This is a genomic window from Pontibacter coccineus (genome assembly GCF_030546575.1).
Taxonomy (GTDB): domain Bacteria; phylum Bacteroidota; class Bacteroidia; order Cytophagales; family Hymenobacteraceae; genus Pontibacter; species Pontibacter coccineus.
Genome location: NZ_JAUOTN010000005.1, coordinates 159,884 through 183,430, shown reverse-complemented (window position 1 = coordinate 183,430; position 23,547 = coordinate 159,884). Strand labels below are relative to the sequence as shown.

General features: G+C 51.4%; 21 protein-coding genes. 12 read left to right on the top strand and 9 right to left on the bottom strand.

Annotated features, from left to right (window positions below; genetic code table 11):
• Positions 1 to 6 precede the first annotated feature (6 nt).
• The 6 genes from hisS to Q4E40_RS13460 all read left to right on the top strand — a co-directional run bounded on the left by hisS (position 7) and on the right by Q4E40_RS13460 (position 7,292).
• On the top strand, positions 7 to 1,413 hold the full coding sequence (gene hisS, locus Q4E40_RS13485; protein ID WP_303412861.1) for a histidine--tRNA ligase: 1,407 nt from the start codon (positions 7 to 9) through the stop codon (positions 1,411 to 1,413).
• 8 nt (positions 1,414 to 1,421) lie between these two features.
• The gene (hutH, locus tag Q4E40_RS13480) at positions 1,422 to 2,927 is read left to right on the top strand and encodes a histidine ammonia-lyase (RefSeq protein ID WP_303412860.1); all 1,506 of its coding nucleotides are present in this window, start codon (positions 1,422 to 1,424) and stop codon (positions 2,925 to 2,927) included.
• 292 nt (positions 2,928 to 3,219) lie between these two features.
• Complete coding sequence (locus Q4E40_RS13475) at positions 3,220 to 5,211, top strand: T9SS type B sorting domain-containing protein (protein ID WP_303412859.1); 1,992 nt, start codon at positions 3,220 to 3,222, stop codon at positions 5,209 to 5,211.
• A 14-nt stretch (positions 5,212 to 5,225) separates the two neighbouring features.
• On the top strand, positions 5,226 to 5,600 hold the full coding sequence (locus Q4E40_RS13470) for a nuclear transport factor 2 family protein (RefSeq protein WP_303412858.1): 375 nt from the start codon (positions 5,226 to 5,228) through the stop codon (positions 5,598 to 5,600).
• Positions 5,601 to 5,944: 344 nt separating this feature from the next.
• Complete coding sequence (locus tag Q4E40_RS13465; RefSeq protein WP_303412857.1) at positions 5,945 to 6,280, top strand: YbaB/EbfC family nucleoid-associated protein; 336 nt, start codon at positions 5,945 to 5,947, stop codon at positions 6,278 to 6,280.
• Positions 6,270 to 7,292 (top strand): glycosyltransferase family 2 protein, encoded by a 1,023-nt coding sequence (locus tag Q4E40_RS13460; RefSeq protein WP_303412856.1) that lies wholly within the window; start codon positions 6,270 to 6,272, stop codon positions 7,290 to 7,292. The genes Q4E40_RS13465 and Q4E40_RS13460 overlap by 11 nt, the downstream gene beginning before the upstream one ends.
• Here Q4E40_RS13460 and Q4E40_RS13455 read toward each other — a convergent pair.
• On the bottom strand, positions 7,287 to 7,505 hold the full coding sequence (locus tag Q4E40_RS13455; protein ID WP_303412854.1) for a PspC domain-containing protein: 219 nt from the start codon (positions 7,503 to 7,505) through the stop codon (positions 7,287 to 7,289). The genes Q4E40_RS13460 and Q4E40_RS13455 overlap by 6 nt on opposite strands.
• 131 nt (positions 7,506 to 7,636) lie before the next feature.
• On the opposite strand from Q4E40_RS13455, the gene Q4E40_RS13450 reads away from it, so the two are divergent.
• A complete protein-coding gene (locus Q4E40_RS13450) occupies positions 7,637 to 9,424 on the top strand; it encodes a tetratricopeptide repeat protein (RefSeq protein ID WP_303412853.1) in 1,788 nt (595 codons plus the stop codon).
• Between the two features lie 73 nt (positions 9,425 to 9,497).
• On the top strand, positions 9,498 to 10,481 hold the full coding sequence (locus Q4E40_RS13445; RefSeq protein WP_303412852.1) for a pyruvate dehydrogenase complex E1 component subunit beta: 984 nt from the start codon (positions 9,498 to 9,500) through the stop codon (positions 10,479 to 10,481).
• Between the two features lie 378 nt (positions 10,482 to 10,859).
• Here the strand turns inward: Q4E40_RS13445 and Q4E40_RS13440 are convergent, their stop codons facing one another.
• The gene (locus Q4E40_RS13440; protein WP_303412851.1) at positions 10,860 to 11,810 is read right to left on the bottom strand and encodes a YihY/virulence factor BrkB family protein; all 951 of its coding nucleotides are present in this window, start codon (positions 11,808 to 11,810) and stop codon (positions 10,860 to 10,862) included.
• Between the two features lie 79 nt (positions 11,811 to 11,889).
• Positions 11,890 to 12,609, bottom strand: a complete 720-nt coding sequence (locus Q4E40_RS13435) for a class I SAM-dependent methyltransferase (protein ID WP_303412849.1) — start codon at positions 12,607 to 12,609, stop codon at positions 11,890 to 11,892.
• Positions 12,610 to 12,815: 206 nt separating this feature from the next.
• Here Q4E40_RS13435 and Q4E40_RS13430 point away from each other — a divergent pair, with 206 nt between their 5' ends.
• Complete coding sequence (locus tag Q4E40_RS13430; RefSeq protein ID WP_303412848.1) at positions 12,816 to 13,379, top strand: DinB family protein; 564 nt, start codon at positions 12,816 to 12,818, stop codon at positions 13,377 to 13,379.
• Positions 13,380 to 13,385: 6 nt separating this feature from the next.
• On the opposite strand, the gene Q4E40_RS13425 is transcribed toward Q4E40_RS13430, so the two are convergent.
• Positions 13,386 to 14,279, bottom strand: a complete 894-nt coding sequence (locus Q4E40_RS13425) for a PhzF family phenazine biosynthesis protein (RefSeq protein WP_303412846.1) — start codon at positions 14,277 to 14,279, stop codon at positions 13,386 to 13,388.
• A gap of 29 nt (positions 14,280 to 14,308) precedes the next feature.
• Positions 14,309 to 14,854, bottom strand: a complete 546-nt coding sequence (locus tag Q4E40_RS13420) for a hypothetical protein (protein WP_303412844.1) — start codon at positions 14,852 to 14,854, stop codon at positions 14,309 to 14,311.
• 510 nt (positions 14,855 to 15,364) lie between these two features.
• Between Q4E40_RS13420 and Q4E40_RS13415 the strand changes: the two genes are divergently transcribed.
• Positions 15,365 to 15,841 (top strand): nucleoside deaminase, encoded by a 477-nt coding sequence (locus Q4E40_RS13415; RefSeq protein ID WP_303412843.1) that lies wholly within the window; start codon positions 15,365 to 15,367, stop codon positions 15,839 to 15,841.
• A 163-nt stretch (positions 15,842 to 16,004) separates the two neighbouring features.
• On the opposite strand, the gene ffh is transcribed toward Q4E40_RS13415, so the two are convergent.
• Positions 16,005 to 17,345 carry a signal recognition particle protein gene (gene ffh, locus Q4E40_RS13410; protein ID WP_303412842.1) on the bottom strand — a complete coding sequence of 447 codons (1,341 nt, stop codon included), beginning with the start codon at positions 17,343 to 17,345 and terminating at the stop codon, positions 16,005 to 16,007.
• 354 nt (positions 17,346 to 17,699) lie between these two features.
• Between ffh and Q4E40_RS13405 the strand changes: the two genes are divergently transcribed.
• On the top strand, positions 17,700 to 19,034 hold the full coding sequence (locus Q4E40_RS13405) for a glycosyltransferase family 4 protein (RefSeq protein ID WP_303412840.1): 1,335 nt from the start codon (positions 17,700 to 17,702) through the stop codon (positions 19,032 to 19,034).
• Positions 19,035 to 19,039: 5 nt separating this feature from the next.
• Here Q4E40_RS13405 and Q4E40_RS13400 read toward each other — a convergent pair whose 3' ends face one another.
• The 3 genes from Q4E40_RS13400 to Q4E40_RS13390 form a co-directional block, all read right to left on the bottom strand.
• On the bottom strand, positions 19,040 to 19,906 hold the full coding sequence (locus tag Q4E40_RS13400) for a hypothetical protein (RefSeq protein WP_303412839.1): 867 nt from the start codon (positions 19,904 to 19,906) through the stop codon (positions 19,040 to 19,042).
• Positions 19,907 to 20,188: 282 nt separating this feature from the next.
• Positions 20,189 to 20,857 (bottom strand): hypothetical protein, encoded by a 669-nt coding sequence (locus tag Q4E40_RS13395; RefSeq protein ID WP_303412837.1) that lies wholly within the window; start codon positions 20,855 to 20,857, stop codon positions 20,189 to 20,191.
• Between the two features lie 91 nt (positions 20,858 to 20,948).
• Entirely contained in the window at positions 20,949 to 22,046 is a 1,098-nt protein-coding gene (locus Q4E40_RS13390; protein ID WP_303412835.1) for a glycosyltransferase family 61 protein, read from the bottom strand.
• 216 nt (positions 22,047 to 22,262) lie between these two features.
• Between Q4E40_RS13390 and pseB the strand changes: the two genes are divergently transcribed.
• Positions 22,263 to 23,282, top strand: coding sequence for a UDP-N-acetylglucosamine 4,6-dehydratase (inverting) (gene pseB / locus Q4E40_RS13385; RefSeq protein ID WP_303412833.1), 1,020 nt, complete (start codon positions 22,263 to 22,265; stop codon positions 23,280 to 23,282).
• Positions 23,283 to 23,547: the final 265 nt, after the last annotated feature.

Here is a 23,547-nt window from a genome sequence, read left to right as displayed (position 1 = left end):
GAAAACATGAGCAAGGAAAAACCCTCTATACCTAAAGGAACCCGCGACTTTGGCCCTGCCGTGGTGGTCAAGCGCAACTATATATTTGGCGTCATCAAGCGCACCTTCGAGAAATTCGGCTATCTGCCACTTGAGACTCCCGCCATGGAACAGCTGTCGGTGCTCACCGGCAAGTATGGCGACGAGGGCGACCAGCTGATCTTCAAGATTCTGAACTCAGGCGACTTCCTATCCAAAACCACTACCACTGATATTGAGCAGGGCTCGAAGCACATCACCCGCAAGATTTCGGAGAAAGCGCTTCGTTACGATCTAACGGTGCCTTTCGCCCGCTTTGTGGTGATGAACCGAAACGAGATCAGCTTTCCGTTCAAACGCTACCAGATTCAGCCCGTATGGCGTGCCGACCGTCCGCAACGTGGACGTTACCGCGAATTTTACCAGTGCGATGCCGATGTGGTGGGCACCAACTCCCTGCTGTGTGAGGCCGAGATCGTACAGATGATCGACGAAGTTCTGAGCACGCTGGGCATGACCGATTTTACTGTCAAGATCAATCACCGGGGTGTGCTGGCAGGTATAGCCGAGGCCATCGGGGAGAAAGGCCGTGAGGGCGATATTTGCGTGGCCATCGACAAGCTCGATAAGATCGGGGCGGAAGGTGTGCGCAAAGAGCTGCTGGAGCGAGGTATAGCCGAGGGCGCCATGGATAAATTGGAGCCGCTTTATGATCTAAAAGGCTCCAACCAGGAAATACTCGACCAACTACAAACGCTGCTGGGTAACACCGAAGAAGGTCAGCGCGGCCTGAAAGACCTGCAGGAGGTATGGGAGTATCTGGAGAATCTAGGCAGTGATGCGCTCACGACGCAGAACCCCTCTGGTCAGCCCCGCCTGCAGCTGGACGTGACACTGGCCCGTGGCCTCTCCTACTACACCGGCTGCATCTTCGAGGTGAAAGTGAACAATGCGAACATGGGCAGCATCAGCGGTGGTGGCCGTTACGACAACCTTACAGGGATGTTCGGTATGCCAGGCGTATCGGGTGTGGGCTTCTCCTTCGGCGTGGACCGTATCTACGATGTGCTGGAGGAACTACAGTTGTTCCCGGCCAGCAGCGAGGTAGGCACCAAAGTGCTGATCGTGCAGTTCGACAAGGAATCGGAGCGTTATGCCCTGCCTCTGCTTCAGAAACTGCGCAACGCAGGTATAGCTTCGGAGCTGTATCCGGAAAGTGCCAAGTTGAAAAAGCAGATGAGCTATGCGGATCAGAAAAAGATTCCCTTTGTGCTGCTGATCGGTTCCGAAGAGATGGCCTCTGGCAAACTGAAGCTGCGCGACATGCAGACCGGCGAGCAGGACGAGCTTTACATCGACGACATCATTGCCCAGTTGAAATCTGAAGCAAACTAATTCACATTATGAGCGACGTTCACCATATCTCCAGCCAGCACCTGAGCCTGGAGCGCATCGAGGAAACCATTAGCCGCAGGTATACCCTGGCCCTGTCACAAGAGGCAGAGGAGCGCATTTTGCACTGCTACAATTACCTGCACCGCAAGATTGCGAGCACCGACAAGAGTATTTACGGCATCAACACCGGCTTTGGCTCGCTTTACAAAAAGCAGATCTCGCATGATAACCTCGAACAGTTGCAGCGCAACCTGGTGATGTCGCATGCCTGTGGTATGGGCGACGAAGTGCCGGCTGAGGTAGTGAAACTGATGCTCCTGCTCAAGATACAATCGCTGGCCTACGGCAACAGCGGCGTTCAACTGCAGACGGTGAAGCGCTTGATTGACTTTTATAACCGCGATATCTACCCGATCGTGTACCAGCAGGGCTCGCTCGGGGCAAGCGGGGACCTGGCGCCTCTGGCGCACCTTTGCCTTCCGGTGATCGGTCTGGGGGAAGTATACTACCAGGGCTACCGTCTGGAGAGCCGTCACGTGCTGGAGATGTTCAGCTGGGAACCCATTGCCCTGCAGGCCAAAGAAGGACTCGCTTTACTCAACGGCACGCAGTTCATGAGTGCTTATGGAGTACACTGCCTGTTGCAGGGGCGCCGTCTGTCTTGCACAGCCGATGTAGTGGGAGCATTGTCGCTGGATGCTTTTGACGGACGTATTGAGCCGTTCAACCACCTGATCCACCAGGCACGTCCGCATCCTGGACAGGTAGAAACAGCGGCTACTTTCCGTCATCTGCTACAGGGCAGCGAACTAATCAGCCAGTTCAAACAGCACGTGCAGGACCCCTACTCCTTCCGCTGCATCCCGCAGGTACACGGTGCCTCCAAAGACGCCATCCGCTATGCGGAAGGAGTGATTCTGACCGAAATTAACTCCGTGACAGACAACCCGAACATTTTCCCGGATGAGGACGAGATCATTTCGGGCGGTAATTTCCATGGCCAGCCGCTGGCGCTGGCGCTGGACTTCCTGGCGATTGCGTTGGCGGAACTGGGGAGCATTTCCGAGCGTCGCACCTACCAGCTGATCTCTGGCAGCCGCGGTCTGCCAGACTTCCTGGTGGCGGAACCGGGCCTGAACTCCGGTTTTATGATCACGCAGTACACGGCTGCCTCCATCGTGAGCCAGACCAAACAGCTATGCACACCTGCCTCTATTGATACCATCCCATCGTCCAACGGACAGGAGGACCACGTGAGCATGGGTTCGAATGCGGCCACGAAACTGTATAAGGTGGTGCAGAATGTGGAGCGTGTGCTGGCCATCGAGCTGATGAACGCTGCGCAGGCGCTCGAGTTCAGACGACCGCTACGCAGCTCACCACCGCTGGAGCAGCTGTTTGCTGATTTCCGGGAGCAAATTCCTTTTGTGAGCACCGACCGCGTGATGCATCCGGATATGGAACGTAGCGTGGACTTTATCAGGCATTACGGTATGCCTGTCTCTAAGAATTAAGCTATTTACTATGCAGACATAAAACCGCGACAGTTTTAAAGAGCTGTTGCGGTTTCCTGTCTAAGACCATCCCGGTAACTTACCTCCCCCCTCAAATACCGTTAATCACTGCTAAGACCCAACAGAATTATCCATTTTAAAGAAAGCTGTACGTAATGTCCACTTGCTCTGGCAAGACCAAGTGCGGCAACCCGCCACAGATTAGGCCAAGTGATTCTGCCTTCTCTCAATCTCCTCGAGTTGTCCCCCTCTTCTCTACCTGAAATTTAGGTAGAAGCTTTTCTCCTAGCCCTTGCTTAACTATATTCGTAGCTCACCCTATACCTATCGTTTGAGACTGCTGCTGTTCATATTGCTTCTTTTGGCTGCTATACCTGTCCTGGGACAAAATGGCTGTTTCCGGGCTATACAGAATGATGTAGAGGTTTCTGTTATCTGTGTGGGTACGCCGGTTTATTTTGTAGACTGTACCCCCGATCCTGATGAGCGGGATATCATCTTTTATGATCCCGGTCCTAAAGCTTTCGACAAAACCAACTATGATGAAAGCAAATTAGTCCGCCGTGGCAATGACGGACGTTACCAACATACTTATACTCAGCCTGGTGAATACATCATCACCCAGATAATTAACCGGGAGGGTGGCGGAGGCACAAGTCTGCCTTTTCCGCGCACATTTAAAGTGGTGGCCACACCTGTTCCTAGTTTCACGGTGAAGCCCTGCGCCAGCCGTTCGGTTCAGGTGACCATTGCCGACATCGGGTACGACCTGTACGACATTGATTACGGTGACAACACACAGGTACGAGATGTGAAAGCCGGGGAACAGCCACGCTATGCCTACCAGGGTACCGCTTCTTCCTATACCATCAGCGTGCGTGGGAAGTATACGGGCAGCTCCTGCCAGACAAGTAGTTCGAACACGGTGACACTTCTGCCAACTCCTCCCACACCACTTATTGCACAGCTAGAGGTACTGCGGGAAGCGGCTGACGGGGAGATCCTGTTCACACTCGAGAATTTACAGCCGGGATACCGCTACGTGCTGGAGCGACGCACCACAGCAAGCGGCAATTTTGAAGCCATCTATACAAGCGCGCCGCTCACGCAAACCAGGTGGGCGGACTTCAGAGTAGGCAATGTGGATACCAGCCAGCCCATCCAGTTCCGGATACGCCCCGCCGATAACTGCGGCAATCAGCTGCCTATTTATTCAGCACCTGTCAGCACCCTGGTATTGGGTGTGCAGGCGGGCAATGAACTGGCCAACCTCAGCTGGTCAGGTATAGCAGGTGGTATACAGCGTTACCTCGTTTACCGCGACGGCAGCCAGATCGCGGAGCATAACAGCAGCACGACCACGTACACCGACCCCAACCTGACTTGCGGACAAAGCTACTGCTATCAGGTGAACAGCATCCTCAATAATGGACAGAGCCGCTCTATTTCCGCTTCCCGCTGTATACAGGCTACTTCCACTGCTACGCCGCCTGCTGGCTACTTGTACAGCACCTACGACGAGAACAACCAGGTACAGCTCAACCTAACCGTACCGCAAGGTCAAGTAGCACAACAGGTTCGCTACCTTCGCAGCATTGACGGGGTGCCGTTTGCTGACCTGGCCACCACCGGGCAGGCAGCCTATACAGATCCTTTGCAGCCTCTGAGTCCGGTATGCTACCGTGCCAGCTATACCAATCCCTGCGAGCGCAGCTCGACTCTCAGCAACACCACGTGCCCGGTATACCTGATCGCATTGCCGCAGGAAAACTCCCCGACCATCTCATTGGGCTGGACGGGCTATGTGGGTTTTCCGGATGGGGTGGGCAGCTATACCCTGGAGCTGCTGGACGCCGGGAACCGCGTTGTCAGTAGTATACCTGTTACTGGCAACACTTACCTGGAGCGAAGCCCGAGCGACGAGCTGCAGGAGTTGCGCTACCGTATTCGGGTAACTTCCGGAAATGGCAGTGCTACCTCTTTTTCCAATACAGTAACCATCCGGCAGCCTGTGCAGGTGCACATCCCAAACGCTTTTACGCCTAACGGCGATGGGCTGAATGATGTGCTGGAAGTGAAAGGCCGCTTCATTAAATCCTTTAGCATCAAGGTATACAGCAACATGGGGCAGGTCGTTTTCGCCTCTGACGATCGCAACACCAATTGGGACGGAACCTACCAAGGCAAGCCAATGCCAGCCGGGGCGTATGCTTACGAAGTGAATATTGTGAGTAACTCAGGGGAGCCAAAGCAACGCATCGGCATTGTTACATTACTGCGCTAATCTGTAATCAGCATATGACCAGGAAAGAAATCATCGAAAACTACATCAGGGCTTATAACAGCTTCGATGTGCAGGGTATGCTGCTTTACCTACATGAGGAGGTAGAGTTTAGAAACATTTCCAATGGCGAAGTCAACCTATTGCTGCAAGGTATAGAGGCCTTTCAGAAACAGGCCGAGCAAGCTGCAAAACTGTTCAGTGAGCGTGAGCAAGTGGTGCTCCAGTATCAGGAGCAGGAGAATGCGGCAGCAGTCACGATTGCTTACAGGGCGATACTGGCAACGGACTTTTCGAAAGAATTGAAAGCAGGCGATACTCTCACGCTCAAGGGGAAGACGATCTTCGGCTTTCAGCAGGACAAGATCATTTCCATTGAAGACCACAGCTGATAGCGCATAAAAAGGGCAACTGGCATATTGCGATGCTGCGTTCATCAAACATGCTGGCAGTGTGCTTCCAATTACCTTCTTACCAATAGCAGTTTGTCCTTCTTCTACCTGAGCCGCTATACCTTGAACACTACTCCTGCCTCAGGTAATCGCTCAGCTTTGAGTTGAATATTTGCCATACCTGGAAGGTATAGCTTCAGCCTGATTCTCCTCAGGTACAAGACTATCGGCAAGACCTTCTCTTCCCTTTATTTCCCGATTAAAAGATATGCTTGTATATTTGTATACCCCCAGCGGCCGGGGGACGTTTATACCTGAACAGTACACCAAAAAGAAGATAGACTATGTTTGATATGATGGGCATGATGGGCAAGATGAAAGAAGTCCAGGCCAAAATGAAAGAAGCGCAGGATAACCTGCAGCACATTACCGTAACCGCTGAGTCGGGCGCCGGCCTGGTGAAAGCCACTGTGAACGGGCAGCGCAAACTCCTCAAGATTGAGATTGACGACTCCATTCTGAACACCAATGACCGCGACATGGTCAACGACCTGGTGGTAGCCGCCGTGAACAATGCCATGCTGACTGCCGCCGAGCGCGCAGCTGAAGAAATGAAGAAGAGCACCGAAGGCCTTATTCCTAACATCCCCGGTTTAGATTTAGGAAACTTTGGTCTCTAATCCCAGCCTAACGGCTATTGTTATACTTAACTGGAACGGGCTCCGCTTTCTGCAGGAGTTCCTGCCATCGGTCGTGGCCAACAGCTCGGGCTGCGAAGTCATCGTGGCCGACAATGCCTCTACCGATGGCTCCCTTCCTTTCTTACAGGAGCACTTTCCGCAGGTGCGCATCATCCAAAACGACGACAACTACGGTTTCTGCGAAGGGTATAACATCGCCCTGCGCCAGGTAGATGCCAAATACTATGTGCTGCTTAACTCCGATGTGGGCGTACCCCCGGGCTGGACGGAGCCGATCATCCAGTTGATGGAATCCGACGAGAACATTGCCGTTTGCCAGCCCAAGATCGTTTCGCAGCAGCATCCTGACTTTTTTGAGTACGCAGGTGCGGGAGGCGGCATGCTGGATGCACTCGGCTACCCTTATTGCCGTGGTCGTATGTTTGAGACGCTGGAAGAAGACGGCGGGCAGTACAATGATGTAGCTGAAGTGTTCTGGGCAACGGGCGCCTGCATGTTCGTGCGGGCCAATGTGTTTCACGGACTGGGCGGGCTCGAGCCTGCCTTTTTTGCGCACATGGAGGAGATCGACTTCTGCTGGCGCGCTAAGAACGTGGGCTACAAGGTGATGTACGACGGCCACAGCCAGGTATACCATGTAGGAGGCGGTACGCTGCACAAGTCAAACCCGCGCAAAACCTATCTGAACTTCCGAAACGGCATGGCACTGCTGTACAAGAACCTGCCGGCCGGCGAGCTTTTTTCAACCGTTGTTATACGCATTCTGCTGGACTGGCTTGCGGCTCTGCGCATGCTGGTTGCGGGCCAGGGGGCCGACGCCAAAGCAGTGCTTAACGCGCACACCGATCTGCTGCGCAACAGCAAATATTGGCGCAAGCGCAGAAAAGAACAGCAACTGAAAGGTACTTTTCCGGCTATGTCAGGCGTTTACAGAGGAAGTATTGTGTGGCAGTACTTTGTGCGCCAGCGACGCACAGTGCGGGAGCTATAGGTCCCAGACGGTGCTGCGTTCGCGGCGCAGGTGTTTGCTAACGTTCATCCAAAAGGCCATTATGAAATACAGGATGACAGGCGAGCCCAGTGTGAAAAACGAAATGTAGATGAATGACAGGCGAATGCTGCTAGAGGCTATTCCAAGCTTCTCTCCCAACATGGCGCAGACACCAAAAGCCTGAGATTCGATAAAGTATTGTAGCCTTTTCACTTTCGTTTGATTTAAATTTAAAAGTAGGAAATTTATAGAATTTCGTCAAAAAATATCGACGAAAATCATGGTACAGCAGCTAAATAACGCATGCATCCAGCTATATCTTACGTTGGTTACCCAAATCTGATATGAAACACAACAAAAAAAACGCCGCTTTGTTTCTGCCACTTGCCGTGGTGATGCTCTCGGCCAACACAGGCTGCACCCTGCAACGCATGGTGAAGCAGGCCGAAAAACAGGAAATTAAAGTGACGCCTAACCCCTTGGTAGCCAACGGTGAAGAGGTGGTATTTGAGCTAAAAGCCACCCTGCCCGAGAAAATGCTCAAGAAGAACGAGGACTACCGCTACAAGATCGATGTGGTATACGAAGCCGCCGGTCAGCAGCGCGAACACCTGGGCGCCCTTAACTTCGACGTAGGCAACTACCTTTACGAAAATAGTCGCCCGACCATTACCCAGGAGTTCCGGTTCCCCTACACACCGCAAAAAAACAAAGGCCGATTGCTCGTGCAAGGCACCGCCATCGATAAACGCAAGCGTGACCGGGTCGTCTATACCCCGGAAGAGCAGGTGGCCACGGGACTGAATACCACCGCCCTGCTGATGGTGCGCAGCAACGAATACACCTACATGCCCGATAATTACAAGACCATCGCCGAGGGCCCGGCCAGCATCCAATTTTACTTCGACGAGAACCAGTTTACCACCAAGAGCTACTTAGGTGAGAACCTGCCCGTGCTGGACCAGTACGCCATGGATACCGTGAAACGGCAGACCATCAAAATCATTGGCAGTCAGGCACCCAACGAAAAGGGCACTGACCTGGCCCGGAAACGCGCCAAAGCCCTGGCTGACTACTACCGCAGTAAGGCAAGTCTGCTTGACTATTCCAGAAAAAAAGTAGAGATCAGCACAGAAACAGAGCCCACCAACTGGGAAACACTATTGGAGCGGGTGAACAAATCGGCCCTGCCGAAAGCGCAGAAGCAGGAGGTCGCTAAGATCCTGCAAGGCACAGGCACTGATAAGCAGAAAGCGGACGCCCTTCAGCAGAGTGCGGCCTTTGACTACATCCGTCGTTACGTGTACCCGACCATGCGTTTTGCGCGCGTGGAGGTGGATTACAACCGTGCCCGCAAACCGGACTACGAGCTATACCTGCTGGCCCGCCGCATCGCCGACGATTCCGCCAGCGCCGATGTGCTCACTGCCGACGAATTGCAGTATGCCGCTACCCTCACTCCCCTGCTGGCCGAGCGCCGCAAGCTGTACGAAGCGGCCGTGAAGACCACCGACAAATGGCCTGCCTACTATAACCTGGGCGTGGTGTATACCGAAATGGCCCGAAAGGAATACCGACCGAAGGCAAAAGAGGCGCTGCTCGACAAAGCCATTCACAACCTCAACTTTGCCGGTTTCCGCAACCCGACCGCAGAAGTAAACTACGCCCTGGCCAGTGCCTACCACTTGCGGGGTGAACGCGAAAAAGCCCTGCAGATCTACGACTACGCCATCAAACTGGGTGGAGAGCAGGAACTCCTGCACCGTATCTTTACTGACAAAGCCGCCCTGGAAATGGAAATGGGCCTGTATGACGAGGCCATCCGCAGCCTGACCTACTCCGGCGACGACTACCAGACCAACATGAACCTGGGCCTGAGCTACCTGCTGAAGGAGAACTACGAAGGTGCCCGGCAGTACTATGAAAAAGCGCTGGAACTGAAGCAGGAAGATCCGCTGGCACACTACTCGCTGGCCGTGCTGGGTGCGCGTATGCAGAACGAGGGCATGGTGCGCATTCACCTGCGCAGGGCTATTCAGCGCGACCGCAGCTACATGGAGCGTGCCTTCGACGACCCGGAGTTTGCCGCTTACCACGGGAAACAGGCCTTCCGGGAGGCGATGATACGATAAGTTACCGCTTATACATTGCAAATTGAAAGACTTATCTTAATTTTACCAGCTGAACAGAGATTTTAACATTACTATGCGAAGTATACAGTTTAGAGAAGCCCTTCGTGAAGCCATGTCTGAGGAGATGCGCCGCGACAAGAGCGTTTTCCTGATGGGTGAAGAAGTAGCCGAATACAATGGCGCCTACAAAGTGAGCCAGGGCATGCTGGACGAATTTGGTCCGGAACGTGTAATTGATACTCCTATTGCCGAACTTGGCTTTGCCGGTATTGGTGTGGGTGCCTCGATGAACGGCCTGCGTCCGATCATTGAGTTCATGACCTTCAACTTCTCGTTGGTGGCCATTGACCAGGTGATCAACTCTGCCGCCAAAATGATGTCCATGTCAGGTGGTCAGTACTCCTGCCCGATCGTGTTCCGCGGACCAACTGGCAGCGCCGGTATGCTCTCTTCGCAGCACTCTCAGAACTTCGAGAACTGGTATGCCAACACGCCAGGTCTGAAAGTAGTAGTTCCGTCAAACCCATACGATGCCAAGGGTCTAATGAAGTCCGCTATCCGCGACAACGACCCGGTTATTTTCATGGAGTCGGAGCAGATGTACGGCGACAAAGGCGAGGTGCCGGAAGAAGAATACCTGATTCCGATCGGTGTGGCTGACATCAAGCGCGAAGGTACTGATGTGACCATCGTGTCATTTGGCAAGATGATGAAAGTGGCCCTGGCGGCTGCCGAGGAACTGGCCAAAGACGGGATCAGTGCCGAGGTGATCGACCTGCGCACTGTTCGTCCGATCGACTACAAAACGCTGATCGAGTCAGTGAAGAAAACCAACCGCATGGTGGTGGTGGAAGAAGCGTGGCCACTTGCCTCTATCTCCGCTGAACTGGCCTACCATATCCAGAGCAACGCTTTCGACTACATGGACGCTCCAGTGAAGCGTGTAACCTGCCGCGACGTGCCGCTTCCGTATGCCCCGACCCTGATCGAGGCATCGTTGCCGAACGTAGAGCGCACCATTGCCGCTGTAAAGGAAGTGACCTATCAGAAAGCGTAAGCTAAACTGAATTTCTATAAAAAAACGGTCCCTGGTTCTTGAAACCAGGGACCGTTTTGATTTATGCAAACTTGCTATACCTGAGTAACAGCAGAAGACGAGCCTGGTATATAAACGGTCACCAGATCTGCGGTTGCCCCAACTTGTCCAATGAACACCTTTTCGGTCTATTAAGTCCGGAAGCTTCCCTGCCGGAGACATCCTTGTCCCCGTATACCTGCAGAGCCAAACCTCCACAAGGGGATATAGCAATACCCAACAATCAGCTTTAGGATTTATCAATCCCAATGCGTCCTAGCTTAATCTGAAGGCATTGGAGGCAAGAGATTGGTAAAGATATCAGCGCCAATTCAAAGCATGAGAGGCAGGTATAGCAACTCAGTTCAGACCCGATTGGCGCTTCACCTCCACTGTGCCGGTATCCTGGTCCTGCTCAATTTCCTGCTTCTCAACCTTTACGGCTGTGTCGGTGGCCCTGACACCCTGGTCGTGCGCCTCGGAGTACACCTGTGTGAACTCGGCTCCCAGCAAAAAGATGATAGAGGTATAGTACACCCATACCAGAATCAACACCAGCGAGCCGGCGGCACCGTAGGTATCGGCCAGCGGGTCGTGCTGGAAATAGATGTTGAGTATAAATTTACCCAGTGTGAACAGAATGGCCGTGACAACGGCTCCTACCCAAACATTGGCCCACCGGATGCGGGCATCGGGTAGCACCTTGAAGATAGCGGCGAAAATAACTGTGGCGATGGCGATAGACACCAGCATGTTGCCGATGGTCACCAGGTATACGGCAATACCCGAGAGCTCTTGCCGCAGGTAATCGTAAAAAAGCCCGAGCACCACGTCTATGGACAGCGAAACCAGCAGCAGAAAGCCAAAACTCACCACCAGGGCAAGCGATAGCAGGCGCCCGATCACGAGTTTCATGAAGCCTTTTTCTGCTTTGGCCTTCACCTTCCAGATGGCGTTGAGCGAATCCTGCAGTGCCACAAACACCGTTGTCGCGCTAAAGGCCATCACGAGCACCCCCACCACGGTACCGATGGTGCTGGCCTCCGACTGACTCGCATTCTCGATGATGCTTTGCACTTGCGTGGCACTGTTCTGCCCCACGACACCGCCCACCTGCTTCACTACCTCGCCCCGAACGGCCTCCTGCCCGAAAGCCGCGCCCGCAATGCGAATGGTAATGATGAGCACGGCGGGAAGCGAGAAAATGGTGTAGAACCCGATGATGGCCGCATAATCGAGCGGGTTGTCATCGATAAACTTCTTAAAGGTCTGCTTGGTGAGTTGCCAGGTTGTCGTAAGCTTTTTTCGCATGAGGTTTGCCTTTTTGCTATACCCTACAGGCATACGGCAAAGTGGCCGCTAAAGGTATAGCCTCATGCACAAAATGAGCTTAGGCCATCGGCAATGAAAGTCGGGCCAGGAAGTTGCCGTATTCTCCCTCATACAGCTGCTCGAAGGTATAGCCCTGCGTGGTGGCATAGTCTTCCAGTATGGCTGGGTCGATGAAGAGCCATTTGAACTCGCCGGTCTGGTGGGTCTTGTAGCGCATGTTATAGATAACCTCTCCATAGTAGCCTGCACTCAGATCAAGCAAAACCGAACCGTCTTCTTCCTCGAACATGTACAGAATATCCGAGGACTCGAGCAGTATCTGCCCTCCGGGGTTAAGCAAGGTTTTGGCATGCTCCAGAAAGCGCTCCAGCCCTTCCAGATCGCCTGCTATACCTATCCCGTTCATGAGCAGCAAGAGGGTATCGAAGCGCTGCCCACTCAGTTTAAGGATATCCTGCTGCAGCACCTGCTTTATACCTCGCCCGCGCATGGCCTGCGCCGCCCCTGCCGAAAGATCGAGGGCCGTTACATCCACCCCGCGCCCCTGCAGGGCAAGGCTATGACAGCCGGCACCGGCCCCTACGTCCAGCACACGTCCCCGGCACTGTTCCAGCGCCAGCAGTTCCAGTTCTGGCATTTCTTCAGGTGACCGGAACAGGTATGCTACCGCGATTTCATCGTCTTCTGTCAGGTTGCTCTCCACCACAATCTTGGCCCCGCTGTTGCCGGCCACAAAGTCCTGAATAGCAGCCCCTACCGGGTCATTGGTTATCTCCATGCTGTCTGTATATTTTCTGCAAAGAAAAGAATTATCCTCCTTTGTTGCACTAAAGTTGAACTTATCCAATTATATATTTTACTCCATATTAAATCACCCGCCTTATTATCAGGTATTTAGGTATAAAAAATTACTTACACCCGTTGCACTAATCAGAAATTTATGTAGATTGGCAATCAATAATCGACCTAAACCTACGTTTACCTATGAGCACAACCGTATTTAGCCACATTCAATTGATGAATCCTTTGCTTGAAAGCCGATACCTGAAACTGGAAGAGTCGCGTAACCGACTGATCGGAGAGTTGGAGGGGCTGGAGGAAGAACTTCTCAACCGGCCTGCTGCCACTGGCAAGTGGTCAATCAACCAAACGGTGGCGCATCTGATCCAGGTGGAGCAGCTGACAAACAGTTACATACAGCGCAAATTGCAGGAGGAAGAACTGGAGTCTGCCTCGCTGGCGCATAGCCTCAGGTCGTTGCTGCTTCGCGTTGCGCTGCATTCGGGCATGAAGTTTAAGGCACCTGCCGCGGTGGCGAAGGTACCTGCTTATGCTACGCTAAACTCGCTGCGCATACAGTGGGACGCAGCTCGCTACCAACTGGAAGACACACTGACCGAGCTACCCCGACAACAAATAGACAAATGTGTTTTCCGGCACCCCTATGCCGGTATGCTCAACATCTACCAAACGCTTGATTTTCTTCAGGATCACTTTACCCACCATGCCCGGCAGATCACCCGCCTGCGCCGGCAATGGCTCCAGTAGCCGACCCTAAAAGTCTCCTAACTCCATCTTCCTGATCACCAGTCCATGCCCTCCGGCACGCAAGCCCATGATGTGGCCCTCTCCGTCCAACTGCAGCATCACTTCGATCTGGCTTGGGGACGGATGGCGCATGAGGTAGCCCTGGTGTATCAGAAAATTGGCTTTGCTTTGCTGCAGATGGTCGTGCAGGTAGCAGGCGAGCGGCCCCGCCGCCATACCGGTGGCTGACTCTTCAGGTATACCATAGCTCGGGGCGAACATACGGGCGCTTGCATCGGCCAGTTCTGTAGTTGTGGTAAAGGCGTAGAAGCCCACTAAACCCACTTTGTCTGAAATGGAGCGCACCAGTTCCTGGTCAGGTTGCAGATGGTGCAGGGTGCGCTCGTCAGGCACAGGCACCAGCAGGAAAGGAACCCCGGTGCTGGCAATGACAGGGGCTGATGGAAAGATGAACCCCTCCGGGAGCCCAAGCGCTGCGATGATCATGTTCGGATCAATGCCCGCCACCTCTATTGGCGTATACTGCGGTGGCAGTTGCGCCTGGTATACCTTGCCCGACTCGAAGCTGATCTGCCGGGGACCTTCTATGGATTCCTTCACGGCGCTTCCGTTTAGCAACAGCCCCTTTTGCCACAGCAGGCTAAAGGCCGCGACCGTCGCGTGCCCGCAGTGTGGAATCTGTTTCAGGGGCGTGTAAAACTCGACTTTCACATCCCCCACTTCTGAGGCAGATACAAAAGCCGTTTCGGAAAGCCCCAGCATGGCAGCTATTTTCTGGCGCCTTTCGCGTGAGAGCCTGTCCGCAAAAAGCACCACGCCGGCCGTGTTGCCTCCGTTTGGTTGTTCTGTGAAAGCTTTGACAAGGTATAGCTCGGGTGTTAAGGTTTGGGTGTCAGTCATAGGGTGTGTGCTGTTAAAAAAGTATTTTACTACTTAGTCGTTTCACTTTCTTTTAGCGCGGCAAACTCCATCTGTAGGGCTTTTATGCGGACTTCGGTCTCGTCAGGCAGTTCCTCGAAAGCCTCTTTGCGCTGGTTCAGCTCTTCAAGCACGGCAGCTGCCATTTCCCAGTCCCGCTGCTGCCAGTTTTTGTTTCTAGCCCGCACATTGCTCATAAAGTTCTGATACGCCTGCTCAATGTTAGCTTCAGTCAAGGCAGTGCCATTGGCGTACTGGCCTAGCAGATCCCGCTCCCATTTCGTTAACTGGGCTTCATTGTTTGCCAGACTGTCCCGCTCCACTTCACGAGCCTTGAAATCTGCTTTGATCTGCTGATAGTCAGCCCGCAGCTTTTCTGAAAAGCCCTCCTGCTTCCGATCCAGCTCCGCAGTGCGCTGCTTAAAGTCTTCCTTCGTTTTTTTCCAGTCCTCTTCCGTTCGCTCTTCCAGTTTGTTGGTCTGGGCATTCACCCAGGAGCGGAACTCGTTCACATCCCCTTCAATCTCCTGCTCGCGGGTGGCGGTGCAGGCACTCAAAAGCAGGGAAGTAAAAAGTACAAAAGCACCCCATCTCAGGGGCGGTATTGCCGCTTGATGAAAACGTGACAAGCGCAATCGAAAATCTGAAATCATACAACCGTTAGCCATTTGTTATCAAGTAGTTCCGTTTTTCAACGTTTCAACAAGAAAATATACCTACGTATTTACTGTATTCAAAACTAAACCTATAATTGGTTCGTAATTAATGCTGAAAGGTTGCTAGAATCCAAATTATAAAATCTATACCTCTAAAACCAGATACTTCACAAAAGTAAATTATCGGCTGCTTTCTTACTTAAGATGCAGCATCAGCTAGAATAGCTTGCACTACGAGTATGCGTTAAAAGGCACAAGTGTAGTGTAAGCTATTGCTGTTATATATACTTACCTGATCAGGTTTTGGATAAGCTTCCGGCCAAAATTTCCTGTCTTTTCCCACTCACCATCAGCCGCATCCTTAACCGTTTAGTTCCGGTATAACGTATGGTGCAAGGGGAAGCGTATCTTATGACAGAAGAACAAAAACACTTTATGCGGGAGGCCATCAAGCTATCCGTTGAGAAAATGGAGGCGGGCTTCGGCGGCCCGTTCGGTGCCGTAGTGGTGCGCAATGGCGAGATTATTGCCCGTGGGTATAACAACGTGCTGGCCACCAACGACCCCACCGCCCATGCCGAGGTTGACGTTATTCGCAAAGCCTGCCAAGCGCTTGGCACTTTCCAGCTGGCGGACTGCGAGCTCTATACCAGTTGCGAACCCTGCCCCATGTGCCTGGGTGCCATTTACTGGGCCCGTCCCCGTAAGGTATACTATGCCAACTCCAAAGACGATGCTGCCGAGGCTGGCTTCGACGACCAGTTCATATACGACGAGATGGACAAAGCCGCTCCCGACCGCTCCATCCCGATGGAGCAGCTGCTGCGGGACGAAGCACAGGAAGCTTTTAAAATGTGGGCAAAAAAAGAAGACAAGCAGGTATACTAAGTCTGTTTCAGGTATAGCCTGGAGATCATGCAGGTATAGAAGTGCGCTGGATTCAGCTAAGATGACGATCCTGTACAGGTATAGCTGAAAGCACATCCTGCCAAAAACGAAAAAAGGCTGAGCTTATACCTGCTCAGCCTTTTTGCATATACTTAGAAATCGCTTAGCGACGTCCGCCCATCATCTTAGCCAGGTTGGCCATACCGCCTTTGGTACCGGCCATCTTGTTCATGGAGCGCATCATCTTGCGCATGTCGTTGAACTGCTTCATCAGGTTGTTCACCTGCGTGATGTCTGTGCCGGAGCCCTTGGCAATACGGGCACGGCGGCTGCCGCTGATCATATCCGGGTTCTCACGCTCCTGCGGTGTCATCGATTTAATGATCGCTTCGATTGGCTTGAAAGCGCCTTCATCAATCTCCACATCTTTCAATGCTTTGCCAACACCCGGGATCATACCTACCAGGTCCTTGATGTCACCCATCTTCTTGATCTGCTCAAGCTGCGTGAGGAAGTCGTCGAAGTTGAACTGGTTCTTGCGGATCTTCTTGTTGATGCGCTTCGCCTCGTCCTCGTCGAAAGCTTGCTGCGCACGCTCTACGAGGGAGATCACGTCACCCATGCCGAGGATACGCTGGGCCATACGATCCGGGTAGAACAGATCGAGCGCTTCCATTTTCTCACCGGTAGAGATAAACTTGATCGGCTTCTCCACCACCGCACGGATAGAAAGGGCCGCACCACCACGTGAGTCACCGTCGAGCTTGGTCAGCACCACGCCATCGAAGTTGATGCGCTCGTTGAAGGTTTTGGCTGTGTTCACTGCATCCTGCCCCGTCATGGAATCCACCACAAACAGGGTTTCGGTTGGCTTCACAGCTGCCTTGATCTCGGCTATTTCTTTCATCATCGCCTCGTCCACGGCCAAACGACCGGCGGTGTCAATGATGACTACTTTCTTGTTGGTCTTTTTAGCGTGGGCAACGGCGTTGAGGGCGATCTGAACCGGATTTTTGTTTTCCAGTTCGGTATAGGCCTCTACGCCAACCTGCTCGGCCAGCACCTGCAGCTGATTGATCGCAGCCGGACGGTACACGTCGCAGGCAGCCACCAGCACGCTACGGCCCTGCTTCTTGATGTGGTTGGCCAGCTTGCCGGTGAAGGTGGTTTTACCAGAACCCTGCAGACCCGCGATCAGGATGATGGCCGGCTCGCCTTTCAGGTTGATGTCCTGCTTCTGGCCACCCATCAACTCCGTCAGCTCCTCGTACACAATCTTCACCATCAGCTGGCCCGGCGAAACAGAGATCAGCACGTCGCGGCCCATGGCCTCGTCCTTGATCTTATCGGTTACCGTTTTGGCTACTTTATAGTTTACGTCGGCGTCCACCAAGGCACGGCGTACCTCTTTGATAGTGGCGGCTACGTTGATCTCGGTGATGCTTCCCTGGCCTTTGAGGGTTTTAAAGGCGCGGTCTAGTTTGTTACTTAAATTATCAAACATCTCTCTAATTCTGGATTTACCTACAAAACTAAGGAATATCAGGAATAGTTGCTATAGGAATGAGGAAAGGGTAATGAATAATGAGTAATGAGTAATAAAGAATGAAGCATGAGTAGGTATAGAGTGAAATGAATGATAAATGGATAGACAGGTATAGCTGAGCGGCTGCGTACTACTGGTTTCCGCAACGACTAATAATTTACAATAGGATCTATCTTCCGAAATTTTCTCTAACACAGCCATGATTAATCAATAATCATGGCTCTTTATTCATTCGTCATTAATCATTAATCCTTATTCATTCGTAATTACGCTTTTGCTATCTTTGGGGAAGAAGTTATTTTGCTGATCGCTTTGGAAAAAACAGACCAGATCAATTTACTATACATCTCTTATTACTGGCCTCCCTCCGGCGGGCCGGGCGTGCAGCGTGGGCTGAAGTTTTGCAAATACCTGCCGCAGTCGGGAGTGCGGCCAAGTGTGCTGACCGTTGACGAGAAACAGGCTTCTTACCCGGTGCTCGACCATACCTTTGCGAGCGAAGTGACCGAAGGTACAGCCGTATACCGCACCGCTACCTCTGAGCCCTTTGAGTATTACAAGAAGCTCTCCGGTAAGAAAGAAATCCCTTACAGTGGCTTTGCCAACGAAGATGCAAAGACCGGCTTTCTGGACAAAGTGTTCAAGTTCGTGCGGGGCAACCTGTTTATACCCGATGCCCGCGTAGGCTGGAACAAGCATGCCCTCAAAAAGGCAGATGAGTTGCTAAAGGATAGTCATTTTCAGGCGATCCTGACCACCAGTCCGCCCCACTCCACCCAGTTGATCGGTCTGAAGCTGAAAGAAAAGTACGGACTGCCCTGGATTGCAGACCTCCGCGACCCCTGGACGAACATTCACTACTACGACCAGCTGTACCATACCCCTATTGCCAAACGCATTGACAAAAAGTACGAACTGCAGGTGTTGGAACGCGCCGATGCCGTGATCGTGACAAGCGAGGACACCAAACGCTTGTTCATGAACAAGCCCGTGCGTGTCAATCCGGATAAGATCCATGTGATTCCGAACGGGTATGACGAGGATGATTTCATATTCCCTTCCACACCGCCACAGGACGAGTTTCTGATCACCTATACCGGCACCATTACCGAAAACTACAACATCGATGTCTTCCTGAAAGTGATCGTGCAACTGCGTTCCGTGAATAGCGACATCCGCTATAAACTGCGTTTTGTAGGCAAGGTGTCTGCAGGGGTGAAGGAGCGCATCAGCAAGGCAGGCCTGGAAGGTATAACGGAGTTTGTGCCGCATGTGCCGCACACCGAGGCCATCAAGTACCTGATGGAAAGCACCATGCTGCTGATGGCCATCGCCGATGTGCCTGCCGTGTACTCGAACGTGCCGGGCAAGCTGTTTGAGTACTTGGCTTCGAACAAGCCGATCATCTGCCTCGGCCCTGTGCACTCCGACACCGACCGGATCATTGACGAGTGCGGCGCCGGCCGCTTGTTCCACTACACTGCCCACGAGCTCATGCTCGACCACATGATGCTGATGAGCAAAGCCTGGACCATCAACCCCAACCTTGACCTGCCCTACATCAACCACGCCCAGTTTTCGAGGCGTGAACTGACGGAGAAGCTGGCCAAGGTGGTGAAGCGGTTGGTGGTGAGAGCTAAGGTATAGACAACTTACCAGTCTACCGTAACGGGTCTGATTTCATTCACTACATAGGAAATTAATATTTCTCTGTTATCAATAACCTTGATGACATGGCGGGTTGTTCTGAGGTTCAGGAAAACGGAATCAGCAGCTGTGGGAGGGCCAAAAGCCGATTGTGAGAAGTTTGCTTTCGTTAAAGTGAAAGATGTTTCGCCTGGTTTTACTAAATAGCCGATTTGTCGAGTTCCATTAATAATGGGTGATGGATGGACTTTACTAATGCCTTCTTTAGGGACAATTAACAGACCGACTATAATACTGTCTTTTACAGAATTTCTTTCGAATTGAAATTTAATTTCGTCATCAAATGAAATACGCGTAGGTACTGCATGCCATTTAGCAGCTTCCGGAACATCAGTCATCACCACCCTGTACCCCTTACTCTTATCACTATTTAAGTACTCCCATTTCAAATTTCTCACCTCATGCTGGTTCCCGTATAAGTTCCACGATGTAGAGGGTCTCGAAGAGTCACAGATATTATTAATATAGGTCTCGGTGCACATGGGCTGCCCGTTTATTTTGCTGCTTTGAAGCAGGAAATGGGGCCCATTTGTATCCTTCCCGATATACGAGGACATGAAGTACCCTTTATCAATCGTAAATTGAGAAGGTGGGCCAGATGTAAGGAAATAATTTTCCGTGTATCTGAAAATCCCATCAACTTCATCATATTTACTAGGTTTGACAGGTACATCAGTGGTGTTGGCATCTATTACGATATATTCTACCTCTTCGTCAGTGGGTATAGCTGTATCGTCTTTGTTGGAATCACAGCTATAGAACATGCATGTTAAGCCAGCCAGGATCAATGAGGATCTGTAAAGTTTCTTCATGATTTAAGTTTTGTTAAAGGTGGGACGTTAAATACAAGGTATTGTTAATATTCTATACCAACAATAACTATTCCACTATTTAAGTGCTAAACTATATTTAGTAAATTAAAATCCTCACGCTTTAACGATTCTAGATTTGTAGTGCCTTACCACTCAACCATATGATTTAGAATTAAATCGGAATACAATTTACCACATCCTGATCCGGCAAAGAAAGACATGCCTCCCAACTGATTTGGATAAGGTAGCATACATGGTTTATAGGTGTGATCGGGAAAGTTATTACCTTATGATATACCCGACCTTTACTCCCATTGATACATGCGGCCGGTAGAAGATCCCTTCTTTTCGGTCAATAGGCGGAAACCAAACATCTGATTCTTCAAAGTATTCATACTCTACTAAACCAACAGGTTGGTGCGCTATAGAAAGCCGTCGCACTCCTAAACCAAAGAAAGGGTCGAATACAAAATTGTTGGTTTTAAGCTCTACCCCATACTTTAAACTTGTCACCCAGACTGTCCGGGTTATATCTGAATACTCATACCTGTAAGAAATATTATTTCTCACTAATTGATCCTTCTCTTTTACATATTGCTGCGGGAAATACATGCCCTCTACGGACAAGTATGATGAAGCAACCGATCTAGGTTGTCCGACGAAGTATTTTAGCTCTGCTTTCGTTTTAGAATACCTGTAATTCTTCCTTTCACTTTCACCGTCCATTACGAGATTTCGAAAGGTCTGCATTTTAAACCCATGGTCTATCGACAAAGCGAATCGCTGATGTAAGTTCTTCTGGACACCAATTTGCAGAACGCCTGTCACTGGGTCAAAAAAATTTAAGGGAGCAATATGAAAGCGTATTTTTTCTTCTGCGCGCTGACCAAAGGCACTACTGCTAATCGATAGAAAAAAGAATAGGACGAATGGGAACGCTTTTTCTTTCATTGCTTATAATTTTTACCAACGCTTGGCACTATAGGTGGATGTAGCTTATATCACAATATCCATCATTCAGCATTAAGTTAACTAAATATCCCTAAACTCCTATACCGTTCAACCACAGATCTACTTCCTGCACCGGTATAGTATAGTTCTCCAGTTTATCCCCAGCTGTACCGACCATGGCGCTATACCTGAAGTCGAGTGCTTTGCAGAGTAAAAAGTAGTGAGTCTTGATCAGGTTGGCGGGATGAAACTCTAGTACCTGGCAATGCTCCGAGAAAAGAAGATTGGTGAGGCCGGCGCCGTGAGGGGCGATTACGGTCTCGGCTTCAAAAAAGAGCTGAACCTGCTGCTGGTATGTCAATTCCTCGGCCCGTACCACCTCAAATCCATACCTAGTAATCAATGGTAGCAGGTCCTGCTCATTCAGCACACGGCGGGTTTTGGCATTGGCGCGACTGATGTAGAGGCGCCTTCTGCGACTGCCTTGCTGCACGCCGTAGCCTTGCCATACCTTGTGACGCAGCCAGTCGGCCACGTCCCGGGGCAGATAACCGCTCTGCGCATTGGCAATGAAGGAAGGTAGAACAAACTTCCCCACCTGCCATTTTTCACGTTTATCAATAAAAACCACTTCGGCGTGGGGGTAGTCTTTCAGCACAAAGGCTAGTGTCTGCAGTTGGTAGGGAGCCATATCGCGGCGCATGATCACCTTGATTGGCTCCTGCGTATGCTCGAGCACAAGGTAAAGCCGCGGCAGACAGTCAAAAAACCAGTGGAAGTTGTTGTGGTCAGCCCATGGCAGGTATAGCACCGAGGTATAGCGGCCGGCTTTCCGCTTCGGTAGCAGCAGAGACACCTCCTTAAAAGCATCGGACTTGGCCAGCCGACTCACCTCCCCCACCGACTCCACCACTATTTTACCGTCCAGCACCAAAGCGCCGGAGTTGCCCAGGACCTCCACCTGCTGTAGCCGAACCAGGGATTGCTCCTTTTGTCGATAGCCCATGCTGTAGTCTATGGCGTAATTAAAGCTTCGGGCCGAATCCTCCAGAAAAGTCTTTTCTGCATCATTGAAATCCAGCACATAGCTGGGACTGAGCACTCGTTTGCCCGGATGATGCAGCACCGAGGTATAGCGGGAGTAGTAACCTAAGGCATGGAGCACGCCAAAAAAAGCCTTTTTTAACATGGAGAAGGTTTGGAAATTGAATTCGGGAAACAAAGCCTTGTACCATACGGCCTATACCTTGCTTACCTCTCAGTCATGCAAATTAAGAACTTCATCCCAATATAAGCCACCAACATTTTAACCATTCATCAATTAACATTGAGCAATTAAATATTTAACTTGCACCTTGGCGTGGGTTAGGCAACTATAAACCGTCTATAAAGCATAAAGAGAAGCATGGCATTAGACCTTAACAATAAGTCTATTTTGATCACAGGCGGCACTGGCTCGTTTGGGAAGAAGTTTGTGGAGATGATATATGCCCGTTTTCCGGACGTGAAACGTGTGGTGATCTACTCCCGCGATGAGCTCAAGCAGTTCGAAATGTCGCAGGTTTTTCCACACAGTAAATACAACTCCGTACGTTATTTTATCGGCGACGTGCGCGACGGCGATCGTTTCAAACGTGCCTGCGAGGGCATCGACATCATCGTGCACGCCGCTGCCATGAAACAGGTCCCTGCCGCTGAGTACAACCCGATGGAGTGCATCAAGACGAACGTGCTGGGCGCCGAGAACATCATCAACGCTGCCCTCGATACCGGCGTGAAGCATGTGGTGGCGCTTTCTACTGACAAAGCCGCAGCTCCGATCAATCTGTATGGCGCTACTAAGCTATGTTCTGACAAGCTCTTTGTGGCCGCCAACAACATGAAAGGCAAGCGCGACATCAAGTTCTCGGTGGTGCGCTACGGCAACGTGATTGGTTCCCGTGGCTCAGTTGTTCCTTTCTTTATGAAAAAGCGCGAAGAAGGCGTGCTACCGATTACCCACCCGGAGATGACCCGCTTCAATATTTCGTTGGAAGAAGGTGTCGAACTGGTTTTCCATGCGCTGGAGCACCATTGGGGCGGTGAAATTTTCGTACCGAAGATTCCGTCTTACGTGATCACCGACCTGGCGGAGGCCATTGGCCCGAACTGCAAGCAGGAAATCGTAGGTATACGTCCGGGCGAGAAACTGCACGAAGAGATGATCACCGAAACCGACTCTCTAAGTACGGTGGAGCTGGATAAGTACTATGTGATCGTGCCTTCTACTCCGCTCTGGACAGTCGAGGATTTCATCAAAGCGCATAACGGTAAGATGGTAGAGATAGGTTTTAAATATAACTCCGGAACCAACTCGGAGTGGCTTAGTGTCGAGCAGCTCCGCGACCAGATCCGCCAGCATGTGGACCCGAATTTTGATGTTTGAGTTAGTGATTGAGTGGTTGAGTGATTATAAGAAATTGGGTGATTGAATTGAAGAATGCTTAATTTCTTCAGGCAGGTTAGCCAGGTTCATAACCTTGTCGTCTCGACAGTATGGAGAGATTTGGCTAGCGATAGCACAATAGGCTAATTTCAGAATTATCCTTTTGGCCGAAATGACATAAAGCCTCGGTTATAGCGGAAAATAACGAACCACACCTCTGTATTCTTCTTCTTATACTTTAGATGAATCGGTTTATTAAACTACC